We start from the raw sequence: 19,792 nt of genomic DNA, 5'->3' as shown, positions 1-19,792 counted from the left end.
GAGCCCTCGCTCACCAGAGCCGGGGCCGCCTTGAGCGGAAGGCGGCCCCCGCGCCGAACCCGTGGGGACGGGGGTCGGCGCTGTCCCGGACCCGGCCGCCGCCACTCCCCCGGATCGGCGCCGGGTCCGGGGACAAACCGTCTCCCCCACCTCGGGACGACCGCGGCGGACCCGCGGAACCAAGGAGTACGCCATGCACGGCATCGGTCTTGAAGGACGCAGTGTCGTCGTCACCGGGGCGGGGTCCGGGATCGGGCGAGCCGCCGCTCTGCAGTTCGCGCTCGCCGGTGCCGAGGTCGTGGTGGCGGACCTCGACCGGGCGGGCGCCGAGCGGACGGTCAAGGAGATCGAGCACGACGGCGGTTCCGCCGTGCGTGTCGTCGGCGACCTGAGCGAACAGGCGGTGGTGGACGAGGTCGTCGCCACCACCGTCGACGCGTTCGGCGGCCTGGACGTGCTGATCAACAACGCCGGCATCATGGACCGGATGTCGGCCCTCGCGGACACCGGCGACGCCGAGTGGGAGCGGGTCCTGCGCGTCAATCTGACAGCGCCCTTCCTGCTCACCCGGGCCGCGCTGCCGCACATGCTGGCCGCCGGGCGCGGCGCGATCGTCTTCACCGCTGCCGAGGCCGGTCTGCGCGGAAGCGCGGCGGGCGCCGCCTGCACCGCCGCCAAGCACGGCGTCGTGGGCCTGGTGAAGTCCCTCGCCGTGATGTACCGGGGCCAGGGTATCCGCGCCAACGCGATCGCCCCCGGGGCCACCGCGACGGGCATCACCTACGACGTCGACGCGCGGGCCCACGGCCCCGGGGTGATCGGCCCCGGGCTCGTGGCCTCCGACCGGATCGCCTTCCCGGAGGAGCAGGCGGCCGCGCTCGTCTTCCTCGCCTCCGACGCCGCCCGGCACATCAACGGCGCCGTGCTGCCCGTCGACGACGGCTGGAGCGCCGTATGACGGGCGCACCGGGACAGGTCACGGGGGCCCAACGGCCGCCATTCGGCGGGCAGTTCGTGGAAGCCGTAGACGGGACCGTCGTGTTTGAACGGGATCTAATCGAGGCCGGTGCTCCTGCGGCAGTTGGAGACAGCGTGGACACTGAGCCCGGCGAACCGCCGCTCCGCCTCGATGAGGATCAACTCCCCTGTGCCGCCGACCTGTTCGGGCGACCGTCAGGTCACTCGCCTGCGGGTCCGGTACAGGCTGACGCCCGCGCCCAGCGCGACGGCGCCCATGCCCACGGCGGTCAGCACGGCCTGCGCGCCGTGGGTGACGAAGGGCGCGGCCGTGGCGACGAGCAGGTTGAACAGGAACAGGAACCACAGCACGGGTCTCGACGCGAGCAGCGGCGTCATGGGTGGTTTCCTCCGGATCGAGAAGACTTGGATCTTGGCTGACGTGTTGCCTCTACGATTCCGTCGTTCGCCCGACGCCACGAGGGAGCGATCTCCCGGACCCGCGGTGGAGCGGGCTACACCCGTGCCGGGTCGTCGGCTCCCGCGTGCCCGGGCCGATGCGCCTAACCTGATCTCCATGCGCGCTACCGTGCGGCAGGCCGCCCGAGCCACCCTCCAGCTGGTCCTCTCCGCCGCGATGGCCTTCGGGTCGTACATATTCGTCACCGTGCTCCTGATCACCGCGATCGCCACGGCCGCGGTGGTCGGCGCGTTCATGCTCCCGGAGACAGTGCTGCTGATACGGCGGATCGCGGGGGCCAAGCGGCATCAGGCGGGCAGGTGGACGGGCCGGAAGATCCCCGAGGCGTACCAGCCGCTCACCGGCACCGTGCGGGAGCGGGTGCGCACGGCGGTCCGCGACCCGAGCACGCTGACCGACTTCCGCTGGATGGTCGCCTACTACGCCTACGGCACGCTGCCCGTGCTGATGCTGCCGCTGTGGCCGCTGGGTCTGGTCGTCGACGGAGTGTGGTGCGGGCTGTTGCGCCGCAAGGCCGTCGTCCTGCCGCTGATCAGCCGGCTCGCGGATCTCGACGCGCACTGGTCCACCGTCCTGCTGAAGCCCTCACCCAAGGCCCAACTGGCCGTACGGGTCGAGGAGTTGGTGCAGACCCGGGCGGGCGCGATCGCCGCGCACGGCGCCGAGCTGCGGCGGATCGAACGCGATCTGCACGACGGCACCCAGGCGAGGCTGGTCTCGCTCTCCATGCGGATCGGGCTCGCCAAGCGGGCCTACGACCAGGACCCGGCGGCGGCGCGCAAGATGCTCGACGACGCGCAGACGCTGGCCGAGGAGGCGCTGACGGATCTGCGGCACGTGGTGCGCGCGATCCATCCGCCGATCCTCACCGACCGCGGCCTGGTCGGCGCGGTGCGCGCGCTCGCCGCCAGCAGCGCGCTCACCGTCACCGTGACCGTGGACGGGCTGACCGACGGACACGACGGGCCGCGGGCCCCGGCGGCGGTGGAGGCGGCCGCGTACTTCGTGATCGCCGAGTCGCTGACCAACGCGGCCAAGTACAGCGGCGCCGACCGCGCCGACGTCCGTCTCGCCCGCGCCCGCACCGGACTGCTCGTCCGGGTGCGCGACGAGGGCCGGGGTGGAGCCGACGAGGCAGGGGGTTCGGGGCTGCTGGGTATGCAGCGCCGGGTCGCCGCGCTCGACGGCAGCGTGACCGTGACCAGCCCCGTGGGGGGACCTACCGTGATCGAAGTGGAGCTGCCGTGCGTCTGGTGAGCGTAGTTGAGGCGGAGCTGTCGTGAGGGTCGTGATCGCCGAGGACAACGCCCTGCTCAGGGAGGGCCTGGTCCTGTTGCTGACCTCGGCGGGGCACGAGGTCGTGGCCGTCGCCGGGAGCGGGCCCGAGGTGCTGCCCGCACTGCTCGAACACCGGCCGGACGTGGCCGTGCTCGATGTGCGGATGCCGCCGGGCTTCCGTGACGAGGGGCTGCGGGCCGCGCTGGAGGCCCGGGAGAAGATCCCGGGGCTGCCGGTGCTGGTGCTGTCGCAGTACGTCGAGGAGTCGTACGCCGCCGAGCTGTTGGGCATCGGTGCGAGCGGAATCGGCTACCTGCTCAAGGACCGGATCGGCCGCGTGGACGAGTTCCTCGACGCGCTGGACCGGGTGGCAGCAGGGGGTACGGCGCTGGACCCCGAGGTGGTGACCGAGCTGCTCACCCGGCGCCGCAATTCCCCGCTGGACTCACTCACCCCGCGCGAGCGCGAGGTGCTCAAGCTGATGGCGGAGGGCCACGACAACACGACGATCGCGAAGACCCTGGTCGTCACGGAACGCGCGGTCAGCAAGCACATCGGCAACGTGTTCCTCAAGCTGAGCCTGCCGCCGAGCGACAGCGGGCACCGCCGGGTGCTGGCGGTGCTGGCGTATCTGCAGAACGTGTGACGCGCGCGCCGCCGGTCGTGCTCGCGGATGACACGGGCGGCGGCGCGTACGGCGTTCTCAGTACCGGCGGACTGCGGTGTGAGGAGCGGTGATTGTCGGCAGCCGTACGACGACGGGACGGGGGTCCGGCTGGGAGTGTGGGCCGGTCCCCGGGCAGCGGATGCGGACCAGGCACTCCGCCCCGTGACCGCCCTCCTGCCCCTCGCCCCAGGAGCCCCACCGGAGACACCCATGAACGACAGCCTGCAGCGTTACGCGGACGAGCACGTCCGCACCGTCGACACCATGTCGGCCGTGCTGCTGTTCGCCATGTTCCTCTTCGGCAGCGAGCTGGGCGCCCCCGGCGGTCCCCGGCCGGACGCGGTGGGCCCCACGATCACGCTCGCCGCGGTCTCGTGCGCGGCCCTGCTCTGGCAGCGCGGCCGTCCTCGTACCGTCGTCGCGGTCACGGCGTCGGCGGCTGCCGGGGCGAGTGCGCTGGGCCACCTGCTCACCCCGCTGATCCTGGGCCCGCTGATGCTGGCGCTGTACCGGCTGGCCGTTCTCACCGGCCGCACCACGGCCCGCCGTTGCTTCCTCGCCTCGGCCACGCTGGTGGTGACCACGGCCACGGTGGTCGACCCGGTCCACCACCCCTGGCCGTTCAGGACCGTCGGCCCGGCCGCGTGGCTGCTGTTGCCGGTCGTCGCCGGGAACGCGGTCCGGCTGCGGGAGGCGTACCTGGAGGCGGTGCAGGCGCGGGCCGAGTACGCGGAGCGCAGCCGGGAGGAGGAGGCGCGGCACCGGGTGGCGGAGGAACGGATGCGTATAGCAAGGGAGTTGCACGATGTCGTCGCCCACCATCTGGCGCTGGCCCACGCGCAGGCCGGTACCGCGGCGCACTTGGCCGGCACGCACCCCGAGCACGTGCGGAAGATCCTGACGGAACTCGCCGGTACGACGTCCTCCGCGCTGCGCGAGATGAAGGGCACGGTGGGTCTGCTACGCCAGCCCGACGACCCCGGCGCCCCTCTGACCCCGAGCCCGGGCCTGACCCAACTCGCCGAACTGACCGGGGCGTTCGGGTCCGCGGGGCTCACGGTGACCGTGACGACGGAGGGCGAACCGCGCCCGCTGTCCCCCGGGGTGGACCTGACGGCCTACCGGATCGTGCAGGAGGCCCTCACCAACGTCAGCAAGCACACCACGAGCCGGTCGGCACGGGTCCGGTTGCGGTACTCCTACGACCGGTTGACCGTCACGGTGACTGATGACGGGGTGGGCGCGGGGGGTACTGCCGGGCCGGCACCGGGCCAGGGGTTCGGGCTGACCGGGATGCGCGAGCGCGTGCGGTTGGTCGGCGGCGGCCTCCGGGCGGGGCGCCGGGGTGGGAGCGGCGACGGGGCGAACGCGGTGACGGCCACGGCGCCGGCTCCCGCCCACGGCTTCGGACTCAACGGGATACGCGGGCGCGTCCGGTCCGTCGACAACACCCTCCAGGCCGAGCACCCTGCCGAGATCGCCGCCCACGGCTTCGGACTCATCGGCATGCGCGAGCGTGCCCGGTCCGTCGGCGGTGTCCTCCAGGCCGGGCACCGGGTCGAGGGTGGTTTCGAAGTCACCACCGAACTGCCGCTGTATCCCAGCGTCCCGGAATCAGCAGAGAGAACCCCATGACCATCCGCGTGCTGCTCGCCGACGACCAGGCCCTTCTGCGGGCCACCTTCCGGATCCTGATCGACACCTGCGAGGACATGGAGGTGGTCGCCGAGGCGGCCGACGGCGCCGAGGCGATCCTGCTGGCCGGTGAACACCGCCCCGACCTCGTCCTGATGGACATCCGCATGCCCGGCACCGACGGTCTGACCGCCACGACCGCGATCTGCGCCGACCCGGCGCTGTCCGACACCCGCGTCCTCATCCTCACCACCTTCGAGGTCGACGAGTACGTGGCACAGGCCCTCCGGGCGGGCGCCAGCGGTTTCCTCGGCAAGGACGTCACCGCCGACGCCCTGCTGTCGGGCATCCGCACGGTCGCGTCCGGCGAGTCGCTCCTCTCCCCGCTCGCCACCCGCACCCTGATCGCCCGCTTCCTGGCCACTCCCGCACAGGGCGCCCGGCTGGCCGTACCCGGCCAACTCGACGCCCTCACCGCCCGCGAGCGCGAGATCATGGCCATGGCCGCCGAAGGCCACTCCAACGACGAGATCGCCGAGAAGCTGTACGTCAGTCCGCTGACGGTACGCACGCATGTGCACCGCGCCATGGCCAAGCTCGACGCCCGCGACCGCGCCCAACTCGTCGTGATGGCCTACCAGTCGGGGCTGGTGCAGGCACCGCCTCCACCGGTGCCGGAGTTCTGACGCGGTCCCCGCAGACTCGTCCACCAGCCTCACGAACCACCCCGTTCAGGCGAACCCACCGCAAAACACGCGTGCCACCCCCCACTCCCGTCGACACCTCTGCCGTGACCCCACCGTCTCCTCCACCACCAGTGCTCCCTCACATCTCCCCCATGCTCGCCACCCCCGGCACCCTCCCACCCACCACCCAGGACCCCCACTGGGCCTACGAGACCAAACAGGACGGCCAGCGCGTCCTCGTCCACCTCCCCGGCGACGGCAGCGTCCTCCTACGCGCCCGCTCCGGCGAGGACATCACCGCCGCCTACCCCGAACTGCTCCCCCTCGCCCGGGAGTTGGGCAGCACCCCGGCGATCCTCGACGGCGAGATCCTGGCCCTGGACGAACAGGGCCGCGCCGACTTCCAGTTGCTGCAGGGCCGGATGGGCCTGGCCGGATCCCCCGCGCAGGCGGCGCGCCGAGCCGCCGAAACACCCGTCCACCTCGTGCTGTTCGACATCCCCCACCTCGGACAGCCACTCCTCGCCCTCCCCTACGTCCACCGCCGCACCACCCTCGAACAGCTCGACCTCAACGGCCCGTACTGGTCAACTCCCGCCGCCCTCACCGGACATGGCGCCGAGGCGCTGCAAGCGACCCGCGACCACGGGCTGGAAGGCCTCGTCTGCAAGCGGCTGAACTCGGTGTACGAACCCGGGGTCCGTTCCCGCACCTGGATCAAGATCCGCAACCTGCGCAGCGAGGACGTACTCGTCGGCGGCTGGGTGCCCGGCAAGGGGCGCCTGACGGGTCTGCCCGGCGCGGTGCTGGTGGGGCAGCGCGCGAACGGCCGGCTGCGGTACGTCGGCAATGTCGGCACCGGCTGGAGCGAGACCGAGCGCGCCGAACTCGCCGTACTCCTGCAGGCGGCCGGGACCGACACATCCCCCTTCGACCCCGTACCGCCGGTGGCCAACGCCCGCTGGGTGGTGCCTCGGCTCGTCGGCGAGGTCCGGTACAGCACCCGCACCCGGGCCGGGATGCTGCGCCAGCCGTCCTGGCTGCGGCTGCGCCCGGACCTCGCGCCGGAGGAGTCGGCGGCGGACGTACCAGACGCCATGTCCGAGGATATTCCGGACAGTTGAGGAAGTTGCGTAGATCAAGTATTGGGCGGGCCGTTACCGGAGTGACACTCCGACCCCTTGGCGCGTACATGGAAAGTCGGGATCATGAAAGCCCTTTCCCCCCCGCCACAGCCGTCGGGCTGCGCCCGAGAGGAGGACGCAGTGTCGTCCCAGAAGTCCCGAACCCGCCGCACCAGGTGGTTCGCCGGTCTCGGCGGTGCCGCCGCCCTGGTCATCGCCTTCCCCAGCGCCGCCTTCGCCGCCCCGCCCACCGCGCTGCCCGCGAACGCCGAAGCCGCCGAGCAGACGTATCTGCCCGCCTTCGACTACGACACGGACGGCTGCTACCCGACGCCCGCGATCGGCCCGGACGGGACGATCAACGGCGGCCTGAACCCGACGGGTTCGCTCAGCGGCGAGTGCCACGACGCCTCGGACCTCGACAACACCAACAGCTACTCGCGCTACAAGTGCAACAACGGCTGGTGCGCGTACATGTACGGCCTGTACTTCGAGAAGGACCAGGCCGTCGCCAACTCCAGCATCGGCGGGCACCGCAACGACTGGGAACACGTCGTGGTGTGGGTCCAGAACGGCACGATCCAGTACGTGTCGACGTCCAACCACGGTTCGTTCACCGTGCACGCGGCCTCCGACGTCCGCTTCGACGGCACGCACGCCAAGATCGTCTACCACAAGGACGGCATCGGCACGCACGACTTCCGGCTCGCGAACGCGAACGACGAGCCGCCGGAGAACGACAAGCACACCTGGCAGTACCCGCCGCTCGTCGGCTGGAACGGCTACCCGGCGGGCCTGCGCGACAAGTTGAGCGCCTACGACTTCGGCAGCGCCAACTTCGGGCTCAAGGACGCGAACTTCGCGGCCCACCTCACATCGGCCGAGCCCTCCGGAATCACGTTCGACCCCAACGCCTGACTCAACCCTTCAGGGGGGACCATCGTTCTCAGGGTTCCCGGAGTCACCTCGACCCCGGGAGCCCGAGAGGACGGAACGTGGCAGCTGAACGCGGGATCTCACGGCGGGCTCTCCTGATCGCACTCGGCATCGCCGGGGCGACGGCGGTCCCGGCGGGTGCGCAGGGCCCGGCTCCCGGGAACGGATACACCATGCCCACCCTCGCCTTCGACGACCAGGCCGTCCAGCGCCGCCTCGGCACCGTCTACGCCTCCGCGCTCAGATCCGTGTCCGGCGCCAACACGATCGGCGCCGACCGCGTGGTGTACGACAAGGCCGGCCTGCTCAGCTACCCGCCCGGCACCGTCGTCCGGGCGGGCGGCGGCTATCCCGCGCCGCAGCGCTGGACCCGGGACGCGGCCGTCAACGCGTGGAGCGGGGTGAGCCTGCTGGCGCCCGACGTCGGCCGCAACACCCTGTGGTCCGTGGTCGACCACGCGCGGGACGGCCTCGTGGTCCAGCAGGACAACCAGTGGTGGGACCAGATCGTGTGGGTCCTGGCCGCGCACCACCACTACCTGGTCACCGGCGACCGGGACTTCCTCACCCGGGCCCACGACACGTCCACGCACACCCTCGCGGCCCGCCGCGCCCAGCACTACAACTCCTCCTTCGGCCTCTTCGAAGGCCCCGGCTTCATGAACGACGGCATCTCCGGCTACCCCAGCCCGCCCGCCTCGACGTCCGTCCACTCCTCCTTCGTCCTCGACCACCCGCACGCCGACAAGCTGATGTGCCTGTCGACCAACTCCCTCTACTACGGCGCCCACCTCGCCCTCGCCGCCATGTCCGAGGCCCTCGGCCACCCCGTACAGGCCGCCTCGTTCCGCTCGGACGCGGAGCGCCTGCGCACGGCGATCGACAAGCACCTGTGGCGCGCGGACGCCGGCACCTACGCCTATCTGGTGCACGGCGAGGGATCCGGCGCCGGGCACGTCGACACCTCGCAGGAGGGCGCTGGCCTGGCCCTCGCGATCCTCCTCGGCGTCGCCGACCCCGAACGCGCCGTCCAGCTCCTCGACTCCACGCACTGGCAGCCGTACGGCATCGTCAACGTCTGGCCGCACTTCCCGCGCTTCGACGACCGGCATCCCGGACGGCACAACGTGATGGTCTGGCCGATGGTCCACGGGCTGTACGGCCAGGCCGCCGCCGACGCGGGTCGCCCCGAGCCGTTCGCCCTCGCGGTGGACACCCTCGCCGATCTGATCACGGCGAGCGGCGGCTTCTACGAGCTGTACAACTCCGTGACCGGCGCGGTGGACGGTGGCTGGCAGGGCGGCGCGAGCGGGCACGCCGACCACTTCGTGTCCCAGCCCGACCAGACGTGGTCGGCGACGGCGTATCTCCGCCTGATCCACGACGGCCTGTTCGGCCTGACGTTCACGGACGACTCGCTACGGCTGTCCCCGTGCCTGCCGTCGAACTGGGGGGCGGTGAGTCTGCGTGGGCTGCCGTATCGGGGGATGACGCTCGACGTGATGCTGAGCGGGGGTGGGAGTCGGGTCACGTCGTGCACGGTCGACGGGGTTTCGGGTGAACCCGTTGTGGCTGCCGACGGGCGGGGACATCGCGTGATCTCTATCGTGCTGGCGGGGTGATGTGCGGCTGCGCCGCGGGGCCCGGAAGTGTCGTCGTTCGGCTGCCGCGCAGTGGGGGCTGGTCGCGCAGTTCCCCGCGCCCCTTAGGACCAGGGCGTTGCCCAGGGCCTGCCCGTCTCGGTCTGTGGGCCTAGGTCCGGGGGTGGGCGGCTCTTCCTCCTCCGGACCGTTCTGCGGACGTGGTCCCGCGCCTAGCGTTCTGGGCATGGATACGAGCGGAACGTTGGAAGAGGCATTCGGGCGACTGCACTCCACCGGGCCCGAGCGCGACGGGTGGCTCAGTAACCACGCTCCGATGGTCGCCGAGGCGCTCGCCGCGCGCGGGCAGGCGGGGGCCGTTCACCGCTGGCTCGATCTCTACCGGGACAAGCTGAAGGACTTCCCCGAGCCGGTGGCTGCCGTCACGGACGCCAACTGGCCTGCCGCGCTGGGGGATTCGCGCCGGGCCGCCGACTGGATCGGCTACTTCTCCCGGGCCCTCGCCGAGCGGCCCTGGCAGGACGTGCTCGCCGTGTGGTGGCCGCGGCTGCTGCCCGGGATCGCCGCGGGCGCCACCCATCCGGTCATCCGCGTCGGGCATGCCGTACGGGCCCTCGGCGGGGAGGAGAACGAACCCCGGCTCACCGAACTCGCCCACGGGCTGGGGTATTGGGCGGCGCGGCATCAACCCGTGTCGGGGATCGTCGAGTTGACCGCCGGGCCCACCGCCGCCGGTGCACTCGATGACGTGCCGCCGATCGTCGGCGGAGTGGTCGGATTCCGGGCGCGGCTGGGCGCCGTACGTCAACTGCCCGTCTGGGCGGGCGAGGTGAGGGATCCGGACGTGGCTCGGGAGCGGCTCGCCGAGTTGGTGCGTGCGGCCACGCATCGTTACGCGACTCACGGGCACGGCGAGCCGACCATGCTGGTGCACGCGGCGACGGCGCCCAACGCCGTGCTGCGCGCCCTGGACGCGCTGCCCCGCGAGCTGTGGGCGCCGAGTCTGCACGCGGCGTGGACGGCGTCGGCCGCCGTCACCGCGATGTACGCGCCGAGGGAGGCGATCGCCTACGTTCCGCCCTCGCGGGTTACGGCCGAAGAGGTGATGGAGCGGGCCCTGGAACATGGGGACGAGCACGTGATCAAGTTGACGGACACCGCCCTGGATGTCGGGGACGAGCGGGCTCTCGCCGCCGCTCTGCGGGCCGTGGAGATCAGTGAGCCCCTTGTGCGGGGGCAGGCCTGAAGCTGTTGCCAGGTGTACCCATCGGTCAACGCGGGCATGCCGGACGGTCTATCGTGTCCGCATGTCCGTGCCCGAACTGATCCGTATCGTCTCCCGCGACTCGCCCATGGCGCTGGCCCAAGTGGAGCGTGTGCGCGCCGAGTTGGCCGTCCTTCATCCGCAGGTGCGCACCGAGGTCGTGCCGGTCAAGACGACCGGTGACAAGTGGATGGGCGATCTGTCCCTGGTCGAGGGCAAGGGGGCGTTCACCAAGGAGGTGGACGCCGCGCTGCTCGCCGGTGTGGCGGATCTAGCGGTGCACTGTGTGAAGGACGTGCCCGCCGATCGTCCGCTGCCGGCCGGTACGACGTTCGCCGCGTTCCTGAAGCGGGACGACATCCGTGACGCCCTGGTCCACCCGGGCGGGCTCACCCTCGACGAGCTGCCGCCGGGCACCCGGATCGGCACCTCGTCGGTCCGCAGGGTCGCGCAACTCGCCGCCACGCACCCGGAGTTGGAGTGCCTGCCGTTCCGCGGCAACGTCAACAGGCGGCTGGAGAAGCTGGCGGCGGGTGAGGCCGACGCGCTGCTGGTCGCGATGTCGGGCCTGGAGCGCATCGACCGGACGGACGTGATCAGCGAGGTGCTGTCGCCCGAGGTGATGATGCCGCCGATCGGCGCGGGCATCCTCGCCCTGCAGTGCCGCGAGGGCGACACCGACGTCATCGACACGGTCAGCGGGCTCGGTCACCCGGAGACGCATCGCGAGGCGACCGCGGAGCGCATGTTCCTGCACGTCCTCCAGGGGCACTGCAACAGCCCGATCTCCGGGTACGCGCAGGTCGACCGGAGCGGTGAACTGTCGCTGCGCGCCTGCGTGTTCACCCCGGACGGCAAGACCCGGCTCAACGCCCACGAGTGGGCGGGCCGCCTCGACCCGGCGACGCTGGGCACGTCGGTGGCGGTGGCGCTGCTGCGTCAGGGTGCCCGGGAGATCATCGACGGCATCCCGCACTAGCCGGGAGTCGCACAAAGGCGCCGGGGCTCGGCGTGGCCCCGGAGTCTCAGGGGGTGCCGGGTTCCGCCTGGTCCTGGTCCCGGAGGAACTTGCTCACCTGGTGCGCCAGGCCGTCCCGCCCGATCCCGGCGGCGACGGCCGCCTCGCACAGGCCGATGCCGCCCGCCCACAGGCGCCGCTCGGTCCACTCCTCCTCCACCCGCAGCTGGACCTGGACGTCCACCTGCTTCAGGGAGTCCTCCGCACCGGCCGCGTAGATGACGGCGGTGGCGCGGCGCAGCGGATAGACGTCGAAGCCCTCGATGAACTGCGAGCTGCGCCAGTCGATGAAGGCGCTCTCGCCGTCCGGGCCGACCCTGACGTCGATCTGACCGTCCTCCAGGTGGATGCCGTAGTGCCGCGCGCCGCGGTTCTCGACGGTGACACGGAGCGTGAAGTAGGTCAGCCCTTCGGCGGCGTCGTCGCGTCCGCGTGGCGGCTCGGCGGCGGCCAGGCTGTGGACGCGGACACGCAGACCGGCATGTTCGTCGTACTCCTGCCAGTCCCCGACCACGTTCGGCTCGTACACAGTGCACCCTCTCGACCTCAGAGAGCTGCTTCCTATCTGTGTGCTCAGCGCACTGTCAAATGAGCAGAATGCGCTGTGGCCAGCGTTTTCGTCCGCTTGATCACTGATCAAGCCGTGCGCAGGAAGAATCCGCTTTCCGGCCGTCGAATCCTGGCCGGGAGCGTGCCGCACATCACGTCCCGTCCAAGATCAGCGGGCGAGCCGTCCGAGCAGGGAGGAAGCGGCCGCGATACCCAGCGCGGCGGCCACCAGCAACACCGCGAAGTCGGTGCCCACATGGGACGGGGTGCCGAGCAGCAGCCCGCGCAGCGCGTCCACTTCGTAGCTCAGCGGGTTCACCTTGCTCACCGCCTGCAGCCAGCCCGGCATGATCGCCACCGGGTAGAGGGCGTTGGAGCCGAAGAACAGCGGCATGGTGATCGCCTGTCCGAAACCCATCAGCCGGTCCCTGCTGAGCACGATGCCGGCGATGGTCATCGACAGACAGGAGAAGAAGGCCGAGCCGAGGATCACGATCGCGCCGACGCCGATCAGCTTCAGCGGGTTCCAGGTCAGCGCGACGCCGAGGATCGCGGCGATGACGACCACGACGACGGCCTGGATCAGCGACTTCACCCCGGCCGCGAAGGCCTTTCCGGTGATCAGCGCCGAGCGCGGGGTCGGGGTGACGAGGAGCTTGTTGAGGATGCCCGCGTCGCGCTCCCAGATGATCTGGATGCCGTAGAAGATGGCGATGAACATCGCGGACTGGGCGATGATGCCCGGGGCGAGGTAGTCGATGTAGGGGATGCCGCCGGTGGGGATCGCCTTGATGCGGGTGAAGGTCTGGCCGAAGATCAGCAGCCACAGGGCGGGTTGGACGGCGCGGGTGTACAACTCGGTGCGGTCGTGGCGGAGTTTCTGGAGTTCGACCGCACACATCGCGATGACGCGGGCGGGCAACAGCCGCCATCCGGCCCGGGGTTGGGGCGGGGTCAGGAGAAGGTTCAGGTCGTTCTGGCGGGCTGGGTCAGCCGACGCGGTTCGCGGTGCGGCGGGTGCTTCGGACATCGCGGAAACCTCCTGACTGGTCTTCGAGACCGCTGCCGGCTATGTCCCGGAAGACGTCCTCGAGAGTGGGCAGCGGATCGGTGGCGGGCGCTCCGTCGGCGCGGCGGCGTTCGCCGAGGCCCTCGCGGAGCTGGTCCGGGGTGCCCAGGGCGCGGATGCGGCCGCGGTGCATGAGGCCGACGCGGTCGCAGTACTGGTCGGCCTCGTCCATGTAGTGGGTGGTGACCAGGACGGTCATGCCGGTCGCCTCGCGCACGGCGTTGATGTGCTCCCACACGCTGGTGCGGGCGATCGGGTCGAGGCCGATCGTGGGCTCGTCGAGGATGAGCAGGCGGGGCGCGCTGACCAGGGCCTGCGCGAGTTCGAGGCGCCGGACCATGCCGCCGGAGTAGGTGTTGGCGAGCCGGTCGGCGGCGTCGGTGAGGTCGACCGCCCGCAGTGCCTGGGCAACGCGGGCGGCGCGTTCTCTGCGCGGGACATCGAAGACGCGGGCGAAGAGAGCGACGTTCTCACGCCCGGTGAGCCCGCTGTCGGCGGACAGCTGCTGCGGGACGTAGCCGAGCATGCGGCGCACCGACATCTGTTCCTTGGCCGTGTCGTGGCCGAAGACGTGGACCATGCCCGCCGGGACCGGCAGGAGGGTGGTGATACAGCGGATCGCCGTGGTCTTCCCGGCGCCGTTGGGGCCGAGCAGTCCGAAGACCTCGCCCTCCCCCACGGACAGGTCGAGCCCATCCACCGCGGTCGTCTCGCCGAAGGAATAGGCGAGCCGGGTGCAGCTGACGGCCGCGGACCGCCCGGCGGTGGTGGCGGTGCCGGTATCGCTGTCGGTGTCGGTATCGATGTCCGGCGTCATGACTCCTCGGCCTCCTCGTGCAGATTGACGGCCAGCTGGCGCAGGGCCGGGATCGCCGCGCGCAGCGCGTCCCGGTCCGCCTGGTCGAGACGGTCCACCTGGCCGCGGACGAGGGCCGCGCGCCGTTCGTGCCAGTCGCTGAGCCGGGTCTTGGCCGTCTCGGTGAGCTGGAGGCGGGCTGCGCGCCGGTCGGCGGGGTCCGTCCCGCGGATCAGGAAGCCGTCCCGGGCGAGCTGGTTGACGAGCGTCGACACCGAGTTGCTCGCGAGGAACAGCTCCTTGGCCGCGTCCGAGATGCCGATTCCGGGCCGGACCTCGACCAGCCGCAGCAGCTCCACCTCGGCGCCGCGCAACCGCGGCAGGGTCATCTCGCTGCGCAGCCGCCTGCGGATCAGCCGCTGGACACCGACGAGCGCGTCGGCCAGCTCTTCCGGGAAGTTCTCCGTCTCCACACTTGGGAGATTACCTCTTTAGCAGAGGTAACTAACCCAAAAGGATGGTCAAGACACCGGCTCGGGAGGCAGCGGGACCGGTTCCGGTTGGACACTGGTGGAGACCGGTGGCCGCCGGTCCACGAGATCGGAACGCGACTGCCATGAGCCACGACAGGAATACGTCCCTCGGAGAACCGGACTCCGTCTCCACCCGTTCGGTGTTCGGCGCCCCCTGCTGGGTGAGTCTCACGAGCCGCGACGTGGAGAACACCGAGGCGTTCTACGAGGCCGTGTTCGGCTGGAAGTGGCGCTCGGCCAGCCTCGGCGACCGCTTCCGGATCGCCACGGCGAACGACATCCCGGTGGCCGGTCTGGCCGCGGTGGCCTCCATGTGGCAGGTCGCGGTGGCGTGGACGCCGTACTTCGCCGTGCCCGACGCGGACGTGGCCGCGGCCCGGGTCCGGGAGCGTGGCGGCACGGTCGCCGTGGGACCGCTCTCCTTCCCGCCCGGCCGCGCGGCCCTGCTCGGCGACCGGGACGGCGCGACCTTCGGCATCTGGGAGGGCGACCTCGTCCGAGGCTGGGAGACCTGGCGCCGCTCGGCCCCCGCCTTCGTCCGGCTGCGCACCCGCGACGCCTTCGACGCGGCGATCTTCTACGGCGAGGTCCTCGACTGGGCCTCGGCCGACCCGCAGAGCTGTGATGTGCGGTACGAGGGCGAAGAGGTCGTCCTGCGCAGCGGCGGGAACGTGGTGGCCCGCATCGAGTCGGGCGCCCTGGAGGCGGCCCCCGACCCGACGGTCCGACCCAACTGGCAGGTCCACTTCGCGGTCTCGGACATCAGGTCCTGCGCCCGGGTCACGGAGGCATACGGCGGGAGCGTGCTGCGGGAGAACCGCACCGAGGCCGTCCTGCGCGACCCCGACGGCGCCCGCTTCACGGTCACCTCCCGCGACGCCCCCTGACCCGCCCCTCCTCCCGGGCGGGCCGCGACAACAGCACGAGACTGCGCGCTTCTACGGCCATCTCGGTGCCGGCCTTGTGTTCCGTCTCGTCGGGGCTGCCCTGCGGCTCGGCGGTGTCGATCAGGGTCGTCCAGCGCTCGCCGTAGGCGACGTCGGGCAGCCGAAATCCGACGGGCTCCCAGTAGCTGTTCAGCAGGAGCAGGAAGGAGTCGTCGACCACCGGCCCGCCGTGCGGGTCGCGTTCGGCGATGGCGTCACCGTTGAGGAAGACGCCCACGCAGTGCGCGTCGGAGCGCTGCCAGTCCAGATCGGCCATCTCACGGGCGTCGGGCAGCAGCCACACCAGATCGGGCAACGGCTGCCCCGCGTGCACGGCGGTCTCACCGCGGAAGAACCGGCGCCGCCGCAGCACCGGATGCGCGGCACGCAGCCCGATCACATACCGCGTGAAATCAGCGAGTTCACGCTGCTCGGCGCTCAACTCCCAGTCGATCCAGGAGACTTCGTTGTCCTGGCAGTAGGCGTTGTTGTTGCCGCGCTGGCTGCGCCCCAGCTCGTCGCCGTGACCGAGCATCGGGATGCCCTGCGAAAGGAGCAGCGTGGCAAGGAAGTTGCGCTGCTGACGGGCACGCAGCTCCAGCACGGCGGGATCGCCGGTGTCCCCCTCGGCACCGCAGTTCCAGGACCGGTTGGTGCTCTCACCGTCCCGGTTCCCTTCCCCGTTGGCCTCGTTGTGCTTGTCGTTGTACGAGACGAGGTCGCGCAGGGTGAACCCGTCGTGCGCGGTGACGAAGTTGACACTGGCGCGCGGACGCCTACGGCTGTGCTGGTACAGGTCGGAGGAACCGGTGAGCCGGGACGCGAACTCGCCGAGCGTGTGCTCGCCGCCGCGCCAGAAGTCCCGTACGGCGTCCCGGTACTTGCCGTTCCACTCCGACCACAGCGGCGGGAAGTTGCCGACCTGGTAACCACCTTCGCCCACGTCCCACGGCTCGGCGATGAGCTTGACGCGGCTGATCACCGGGTCCTGCTGGATCAGGTCGAAGAACGCCGACAGCCGGTCCACCTCGTGGAACTGCCGGGCCAGTGTGGCCGCGAGGTCGAAGCGGAAGCCGTCGACGTGCATCTCGGTGACCCAGTAGCGCAGCGAATCCATGATCAGCTGGAGGACGTACGGGTGCCGCATGAGCAGGCTGTTCCCGGTGCCCGTCGTGTCGTAGTAGTGGCCCCAATCGCCGTCCACCAGACGGTAGTAGGAGGCGTTGTCGATGCCACGGAAGGAGAGGGTGGGGCCCTTCTCGTTGCCCTCGGCCGTGTGGTTGTAGACCACGTCGAGGATGACTTCGAGTCCGGCCGCGTGCAGCGCCTTCACCATCGACTTGAACTCGGTGACCTGGCGCCCGCGTTCACGGTGGGCGGCGTAGGCGTTGTGCGGCGCGAAGAAGCCGATGGTGTTGTAGCCCCAGTAGTTGGACAGCCCCCGGTCCTGGAGCACCCCGTCCTGGACGAACTGGTGCACCGGCATCAACTCGACGGCGGTCACCCCGAGTTGGACGAGGTGCTCGACGACGGCCGGGTGCGCGAGCCCCGCGTACGTCCCCCGGAGTTCCTCGGGAACCTCCGGATGGGTGCGGGTCAGCCCCTTCACATGGGCCTCGTAGATCACGGTGTCGGCGTACGAGCGCCGGGGCGGCCGGTCGTCGCCCCAGTCGAAGGCCGGGTCGGTGACCACGCCGAGCATGCCGTGCCCGGCGCTGTCACCAGGTGCCGGACCGGCCGAACGCTCGTACAGCGAGGGGTCGTTGTCGATCTGGCCGTCCACCGCCCGGGCATACGGATCGAGGAGCAGCTTCGCCGGGTTGCAGCGGTGCCCGAGGGCCGGAGCCCACGGACCGTGCACCCGGTAGCCGTAGCGCTGACCCGGCCCGATCCCCGGCAGATAGCAGTGCCACACGAAGCCGTCGGCCTCGGTGAGCCGAATGTCCCGGTGCCGCCCTTCGTCGTCCACGAGGACGAGGTCGACGCGTTCGGCGACCTCGCTGAACAGGGCGAAGTTGGTGCCCGTCCCGTCGTACACGGCCCCCAAGGGAAAGGGGTGCCCGTTCCAGACGGGCACCCCTTTCCGGGACGGGCTCGCGGTCACTTGGCGTCCTCCAGGACGCCGTGCGTCGGGCGGGCCGGCAGGACGGCCGGTACCTCGCGCGGGAGTTGGAGCGTCTCCCGCAGCCGCGGCGCGGGCGTCCTCGGGACGCGCGGGACGCGTTCGCCGCTGCGGGCGCGCTGCGAGAACCAGATGACCTTGCTCCCGGTGTCGGTGGCGCAGCAGCCCCAGCCGTCGCTCATCGCGGCGATGCGGGCGAGGCAGGCGCGCAGGTCCTGGTCCGGGCGCAGATCGCGGTCGTTGTCGCCGATGGCGGTGATCAGGTGCTGGCCGTTCCACCACAGCTCTATGGACGTGTGCTTGTCCGTGGCGTGCTCGTCGATGGCCCGCAGCAGCAGCTCGGCGCCGCGACAGACGGGCTCCACGAGGATCTCCAGGTCCCACAGCCGGAGGTGGGCGGCCAGAATGCGCCTGACCTGCCCGACCCGTTCCTGACTGACGTCCACATCGAGGTGGTAGTAGCACGGCACTGCGGTCTTCATCTTCGTTGGCTCCTCACCGGCGGAACTCTCGCTCCGCCTCTGCCCCCTGCGGGGCCCGGCCCCGAACACGAAGCGTGAGCACTGATCGCTTCTGAGTCAGCTCCACTGTGCGAGCGCTAGGCCATTCGTGCAACACGAGCGACGGGTGAGGTAGTTGAAGAACCAACAAGACGCTGGGTCATCAGGTGTGCACCATGAGTGAAAGCCTCGACTGCCGTGACGGAGCCATGACGCTCCGGGTACGGCCGCCACCCGACGGTCGGGAACCGCGGTCCGCCGAGGCGAAAGGTGAACAGCGCCATGCTGCTACCCGCCAAAGCCGAAGTCGCCCGCCACCTGCGGCGCTATCGGGCGTGGGAACGCGTGATGCTCGCGTCGCCGGGCGACCGGACGGTACGGGCCACCTTCGAGGACTCGGGCTACACCTTGTGCGTGCTGATGGGGAAACGCTGCGCGCGCGAGGCCGCGGAAGCCGCCGAACGCTTTCTGCGCGGCGGCCGGAGCACGTACCAGCAGGAGCAGAACGCCCGCCCCCGTACGGCGGCCGTCGTGCACCGCGGGCCGCCCGTCGCGGTCGATCAGCGTTCCCCGGTGGGAAGGTAGTCCCCCTTCCGGCCCAGCTTGGACCCACGGCCGGGCGAACAGCCCGGCCTCGAGCACGGCGGAGGTGAGACCCATGAACGCGACCCCGGCAGCCATCGGCCGCATTCCGGTACGTGACGTACGCCCGTCCGTGGACAGCGGCGCCCGCCCGGCGAAGGCGGTGGTCGGCGAGACGTTCCAGGTCACCGCCACCGTCTTCCGCGAGGGCCACGACACGATCGGCGCCAATGTCGTGCTCCACGACCCGGACGGCCGCCGCGGCCCCTGGACCCCGATGCGCGAACTCGCCCCCGGCAGCGACCGCTGGGGCGCCGAGGTCACCCCGGACGCGACGGGCCGTTGGTCCTACGTCGTGGAGGCCTGGGGCGACCCCATCGCCACCTGGCGCCGGGCCGCCCGCATCAAGATCCCGGCCGGCATCGACATCGGCCTGATGCTGGAGGAGGGCGCGGAGCTGTACGCCCGAGCCGCCACCGGGGTGCCCGAGGGCCCGGCCCGCGCCACGATGCTGGCCGCCGCGGAGACGCTCCGCGACGACACGCTGCCGGTGGGGACGCGGTTCGTGGCCGCGTTGACGCCGGGGGTGGACGGGGTGCTGGAGCGGTATCCGTTGCGGGAGTTGGTCACGGTCTCCGAGCCGAGGTCTCTGGTGGTCGAGCGGGAACGGGCGTTGTACGGCGCCTGGTACGAGTTCTTCCCGCGCTCCGAGGGCACGGTCGAGATCCCGCACGGCACGTTCCGCTCGGCCGCGCGGCGGTTGGACGGGATCGCGGCGATGGGCTTCGACGTCGTGTGTTCCACCACCGCCCCGACGGGACGATCGCGTACGCGGAGAACCCGCCGAAGAAGTACCAGGACATCTACCCGATCGCCTTCGACCGGGACATGGACGGGCTCATCGCGGAGACCGTGCGGGTACTACGGCACTGGATGGACCACGGCGTGCGGATCTTCCGCGTCGACAACCCGCACACCAAGCCGGTCGTGTTCTGGGAGCGGGTGATCGCGGAGATCAACGGCACCGACCCCGACATCATCTTCCTGGCCGAGGCGTTCACGCGCCCG

The 19,792-nt window shown here is 71.1% G+C and carries 19 protein-coding genes and 1 pseudogene; 13 read left to right on the top strand and 7 right to left on the bottom strand.

What is annotated here, in order from left to right:
- Window positions 1-193 precede the first annotated feature (193 nt).
- Window positions 194-958, top strand: coding sequence for an SDR family NAD(P)-dependent oxidoreductase (locus OO69_RS24340; RefSeq protein ID WP_033282884.1), 765 nt, complete (start codon window positions 194-196; stop codon window positions 956-958).
- Window positions 959-1,173: 215 nt separating this feature from the next.
- On the opposite strand, the gene OO69_RS24335 is transcribed toward OO69_RS24340, so the two are convergent.
- On the bottom strand, window positions 1,174-1,356 hold the full coding sequence (locus tag OO69_RS24335) for a hypothetical protein (RefSeq protein WP_033282883.1): 183 nt from the start codon (window positions 1,354-1,356) through the stop codon (window positions 1,174-1,176).
- A gap of 178 nt (window positions 1,357-1,534) precedes the next feature.
- Between OO69_RS24335 and OO69_RS24330 the strand changes: the two genes are divergently transcribed.
- The 9 genes from OO69_RS24330 to hemC all read left to right on the top strand — a co-directional run bounded on the left by OO69_RS24330 (window position 1,535) and on the right by hemC (window position 11,608).
- Window positions 1,535-2,695, top strand: a complete 1,161-nt coding sequence (locus tag OO69_RS24330; RefSeq protein WP_033282882.1) for a sensor histidine kinase — start codon at window positions 1,535-1,537, stop codon at window positions 2,693-2,695.
- Between the two features lie 22 nt (window positions 2,696-2,717).
- The gene (locus tag OO69_RS24325; protein ID WP_033282881.1) at window positions 2,718-3,362 is read left to right on the top strand and encodes a response regulator; all 645 of its coding nucleotides are present in this window, start codon (window positions 2,718-2,720) and stop codon (window positions 3,360-3,362) included.
- Between the two features lie 231 nt (window positions 3,363-3,593).
- Window positions 3,594-5,018: a sensor histidine kinase gene (locus OO69_RS24320; RefSeq protein WP_033282880.1), complete on the top strand. Its 1,425-nt coding sequence runs from the start codon at window positions 3,594-3,596 to the stop codon at window positions 5,016-5,018.
- Window positions 5,015-5,704 (top strand): response regulator, encoded by a 690-nt coding sequence (locus tag OO69_RS24315; protein ID WP_033282879.1) that lies wholly within the window; start codon window positions 5,015-5,017, stop codon window positions 5,702-5,704. The genes OO69_RS24320 and OO69_RS24315 overlap by 4 nt, the downstream gene beginning before the upstream one ends.
- 152 nt (window positions 5,705-5,856) lie before the next feature.
- Window positions 5,857-6,828, top strand: a complete 972-nt coding sequence (locus OO69_RS24310) for an ATP-dependent DNA ligase (protein ID WP_033283055.1) — start codon at window positions 5,857-5,859, stop codon at window positions 6,826-6,828.
- 141 nt (window positions 6,829-6,969) lie between these two features.
- Entirely contained in the window at window positions 6,970-7,746 is a 777-nt protein-coding gene (locus OO69_RS24305; protein WP_033282878.1) for an NPP1 family protein, read from the top strand.
- A 77-nt stretch (window positions 7,747-7,823) separates the two neighbouring features.
- Entirely contained in the window at window positions 7,824-9,386 is a 1,563-nt protein-coding gene (locus tag OO69_RS24300) for an MGH1-like glycoside hydrolase domain-containing protein (RefSeq protein WP_033282877.1), read from the top strand.
- Between the two features lie 205 nt (window positions 9,387-9,591).
- Window positions 9,592-10,611 carry a questin oxidase family protein gene (locus OO69_RS24295; protein WP_033282876.1) on the top strand — a complete coding sequence of 340 codons (1,020 nt, stop codon included), beginning with the start codon at window positions 9,592-9,594 and terminating at the stop codon, window positions 10,609-10,611.
- A 61-nt stretch (window positions 10,612-10,672) separates the two neighbouring features.
- The gene (hemC, locus tag OO69_RS24290) at window positions 10,673-11,608 is read left to right on the top strand and encodes a hydroxymethylbilane synthase (RefSeq protein ID WP_033282875.1); all 936 of its coding nucleotides are present in this window, start codon (window positions 10,673-10,675) and stop codon (window positions 11,606-11,608) included.
- 46 nt (window positions 11,609-11,654) lie between these two features.
- Here hemC and OO69_RS24285 read toward each other — a convergent pair whose 3' ends face one another.
- The 4 genes from OO69_RS24285 to OO69_RS24270 all read right to left on the bottom strand — a co-directional run bounded on the left by OO69_RS24285 (window position 11,655) and on the right by OO69_RS24270 (window position 14,534).
- Window positions 11,655-12,176, bottom strand: coding sequence for a hypothetical protein (locus OO69_RS24285; RefSeq protein WP_033282874.1), 522 nt, complete (start codon window positions 12,174-12,176; stop codon window positions 11,655-11,657).
- A gap of 189 nt (window positions 12,177-12,365) precedes the next feature.
- Complete coding sequence (locus OO69_RS24280; protein WP_033282873.1) at window positions 12,366-13,226, bottom strand: ABC transporter permease; 861 nt, start codon at window positions 13,224-13,226, stop codon at window positions 12,366-12,368.
- A complete protein-coding gene (locus tag OO69_RS24275; RefSeq protein WP_033282872.1) occupies window positions 13,186-14,082 on the bottom strand; it encodes an ATP-binding cassette domain-containing protein in 897 nt (298 codons plus the stop codon). Before OO69_RS24275 ends, OO69_RS24280 begins: the two co-directional genes overlap by 41 nt.
- A complete protein-coding gene (locus tag OO69_RS24270) occupies window positions 14,079-14,534 on the bottom strand; it encodes a MarR family winged helix-turn-helix transcriptional regulator (protein WP_033282871.1) in 456 nt (151 codons plus the stop codon). The genes OO69_RS24275 and OO69_RS24270 overlap by 4 nt, the downstream gene beginning before the upstream one ends.
- Window positions 14,535-14,677: 143 nt before the next feature.
- On the opposite strand from OO69_RS24270, the gene OO69_RS24265 reads away from it, so the two are divergent.
- Window positions 14,678-15,481 (top strand): VOC family protein, encoded by an 804-nt coding sequence (locus tag OO69_RS24265; RefSeq protein ID WP_033282870.1) that lies wholly within the window; start codon window positions 14,678-14,680, stop codon window positions 15,479-15,481.
- On the opposite strand, the gene glgX is transcribed toward OO69_RS24265, so the two are convergent.
- Together glgX and OO69_RS24255 are read right to left on the bottom strand one after the other, a co-directional pair.
- Window positions 15,459-17,597 carry a glycogen debranching protein GlgX gene (gene glgX / locus OO69_RS24260; protein WP_033282869.1) on the bottom strand — a complete coding sequence of 713 codons (2,139 nt, stop codon included), beginning with the start codon at window positions 17,595-17,597 and terminating at the stop codon, window positions 15,459-15,461. The two genes, OO69_RS24265 and glgX, sit on opposite strands and share 23 nt — an antisense overlap.
- Before the next feature lie 23 nt (window positions 17,598-17,620).
- A complete protein-coding gene (locus OO69_RS24255) occupies window positions 17,621-18,124 on the bottom strand; it encodes a hypothetical protein (RefSeq protein ID WP_033282868.1) in 504 nt (167 codons plus the stop codon).
- 300 nt (window positions 18,125-18,424) lie between these two features.
- Here OO69_RS24255 and OO69_RS24250 point away from each other — a divergent pair, with 300 nt between their 5' ends.
- Together OO69_RS24250 and OO69_RS48895 are read left to right on the top strand one after the other, a co-directional pair.
- Entirely contained in the window at window positions 18,425-18,727 is a 303-nt protein-coding gene (locus OO69_RS24250; protein ID WP_033282867.1) for a DUF5133 domain-containing protein, read from the top strand.
- Window positions 18,728-18,800: 73 nt separating this feature from the next.
- A pseudogene (locus OO69_RS48895) lies at window positions 18,801-19,792 on the top strand (maltotransferase domain-containing protein); the annotation flags it as partial.

The sequence above is a fragment of the Streptomyces sp. NRRL F-525 genome (assembly GCF_000716605.1).
In the GTDB taxonomy this organism is placed as follows: domain Bacteria; phylum Actinomycetota; class Actinomycetes; order Streptomycetales; family Streptomycetaceae; genus Streptomyces.
This window is presented reverse-complemented; position numbering and strand designations above follow the sequence as displayed.

What these genes read in the sequence shown, in the direction of transcription:
- OO69_RS24340 (WP_033282884.1), top strand. Translation starts at nt 194, where the DNA reads ATGCACGGCATCGGTCTTGAAGGACGCAGTGTCGTCGTCACCGGGGCG.
- OO69_RS24335 (WP_033282883.1), bottom strand. Translation starts at nt 1,356, where the DNA reads ATGACGCCGCTGCTCGCGTCGAGACCCGTGCTGTGGTTCCTGTTCCTG.
- OO69_RS24330 (WP_033282882.1), top strand. Translation starts at nt 1,535, where the DNA reads ATGCGCGCTACCGTGCGGCAGGCCGCCCGAGCCACCCTCCAGCTGGTC.
- OO69_RS24320 (WP_033282880.1), top strand. Translation starts at nt 3,594, where the DNA reads ATGAACGACAGCCTGCAGCGTTACGCGGACGAGCACGTCCGCACCGTC.
- OO69_RS24315 (WP_033282879.1), top strand. Translation starts at nt 5,015, where the DNA reads ATGACCATCCGCGTGCTGCTCGCCGACGACCAGGCCCTTCTGCGGGCC.
- OO69_RS24310 (WP_033283055.1), top strand. Translation starts at nt 5,857, where the DNA reads ATGCTCGCCACCCCCGGCACCCTCCCACCCACCACCCAGGACCCCCAC.
- OO69_RS24295 (WP_033282876.1), top strand. Translation starts at nt 9,592, where the DNA reads ATGGATACGAGCGGAACGTTGGAAGAGGCATTCGGGCGACTGCACTCC.
- hemC (WP_033282875.1), top strand. Translation starts at nt 10,673, where the DNA reads ATGTCCGTGCCCGAACTGATCCGTATCGTCTCCCGCGACTCGCCCATG.
- OO69_RS24280 (WP_033282873.1), bottom strand. Translation starts at nt 13,226, where the DNA reads ATGTCCGAAGCACCCGCCGCACCGCGAACCGCGTCGGCTGACCCAGCC.
- OO69_RS24275 (WP_033282872.1), bottom strand. Translation starts at nt 14,082, where the DNA reads ATGACGCCGGACATCGATACCGACACCGACAGCGATACCGGCACCGCC.
- OO69_RS24265 (WP_033282870.1), top strand. Translation starts at nt 14,678, where the DNA reads ATGAGCCACGACAGGAATACGTCCCTCGGAGAACCGGACTCCGTCTCC.
- OO69_RS24255 (WP_033282868.1), bottom strand. Translation starts at nt 18,124, where the DNA reads ATGAAGACCGCAGTGCCGTGCTACTACCACCTCGATGTGGACGTCAGT.
- OO69_RS24250 (WP_033282867.1), top strand. Translation starts at nt 18,425, where the DNA reads ATGCTGCTACCCGCCAAAGCCGAAGTCGCCCGCCACCTGCGGCGCTAT.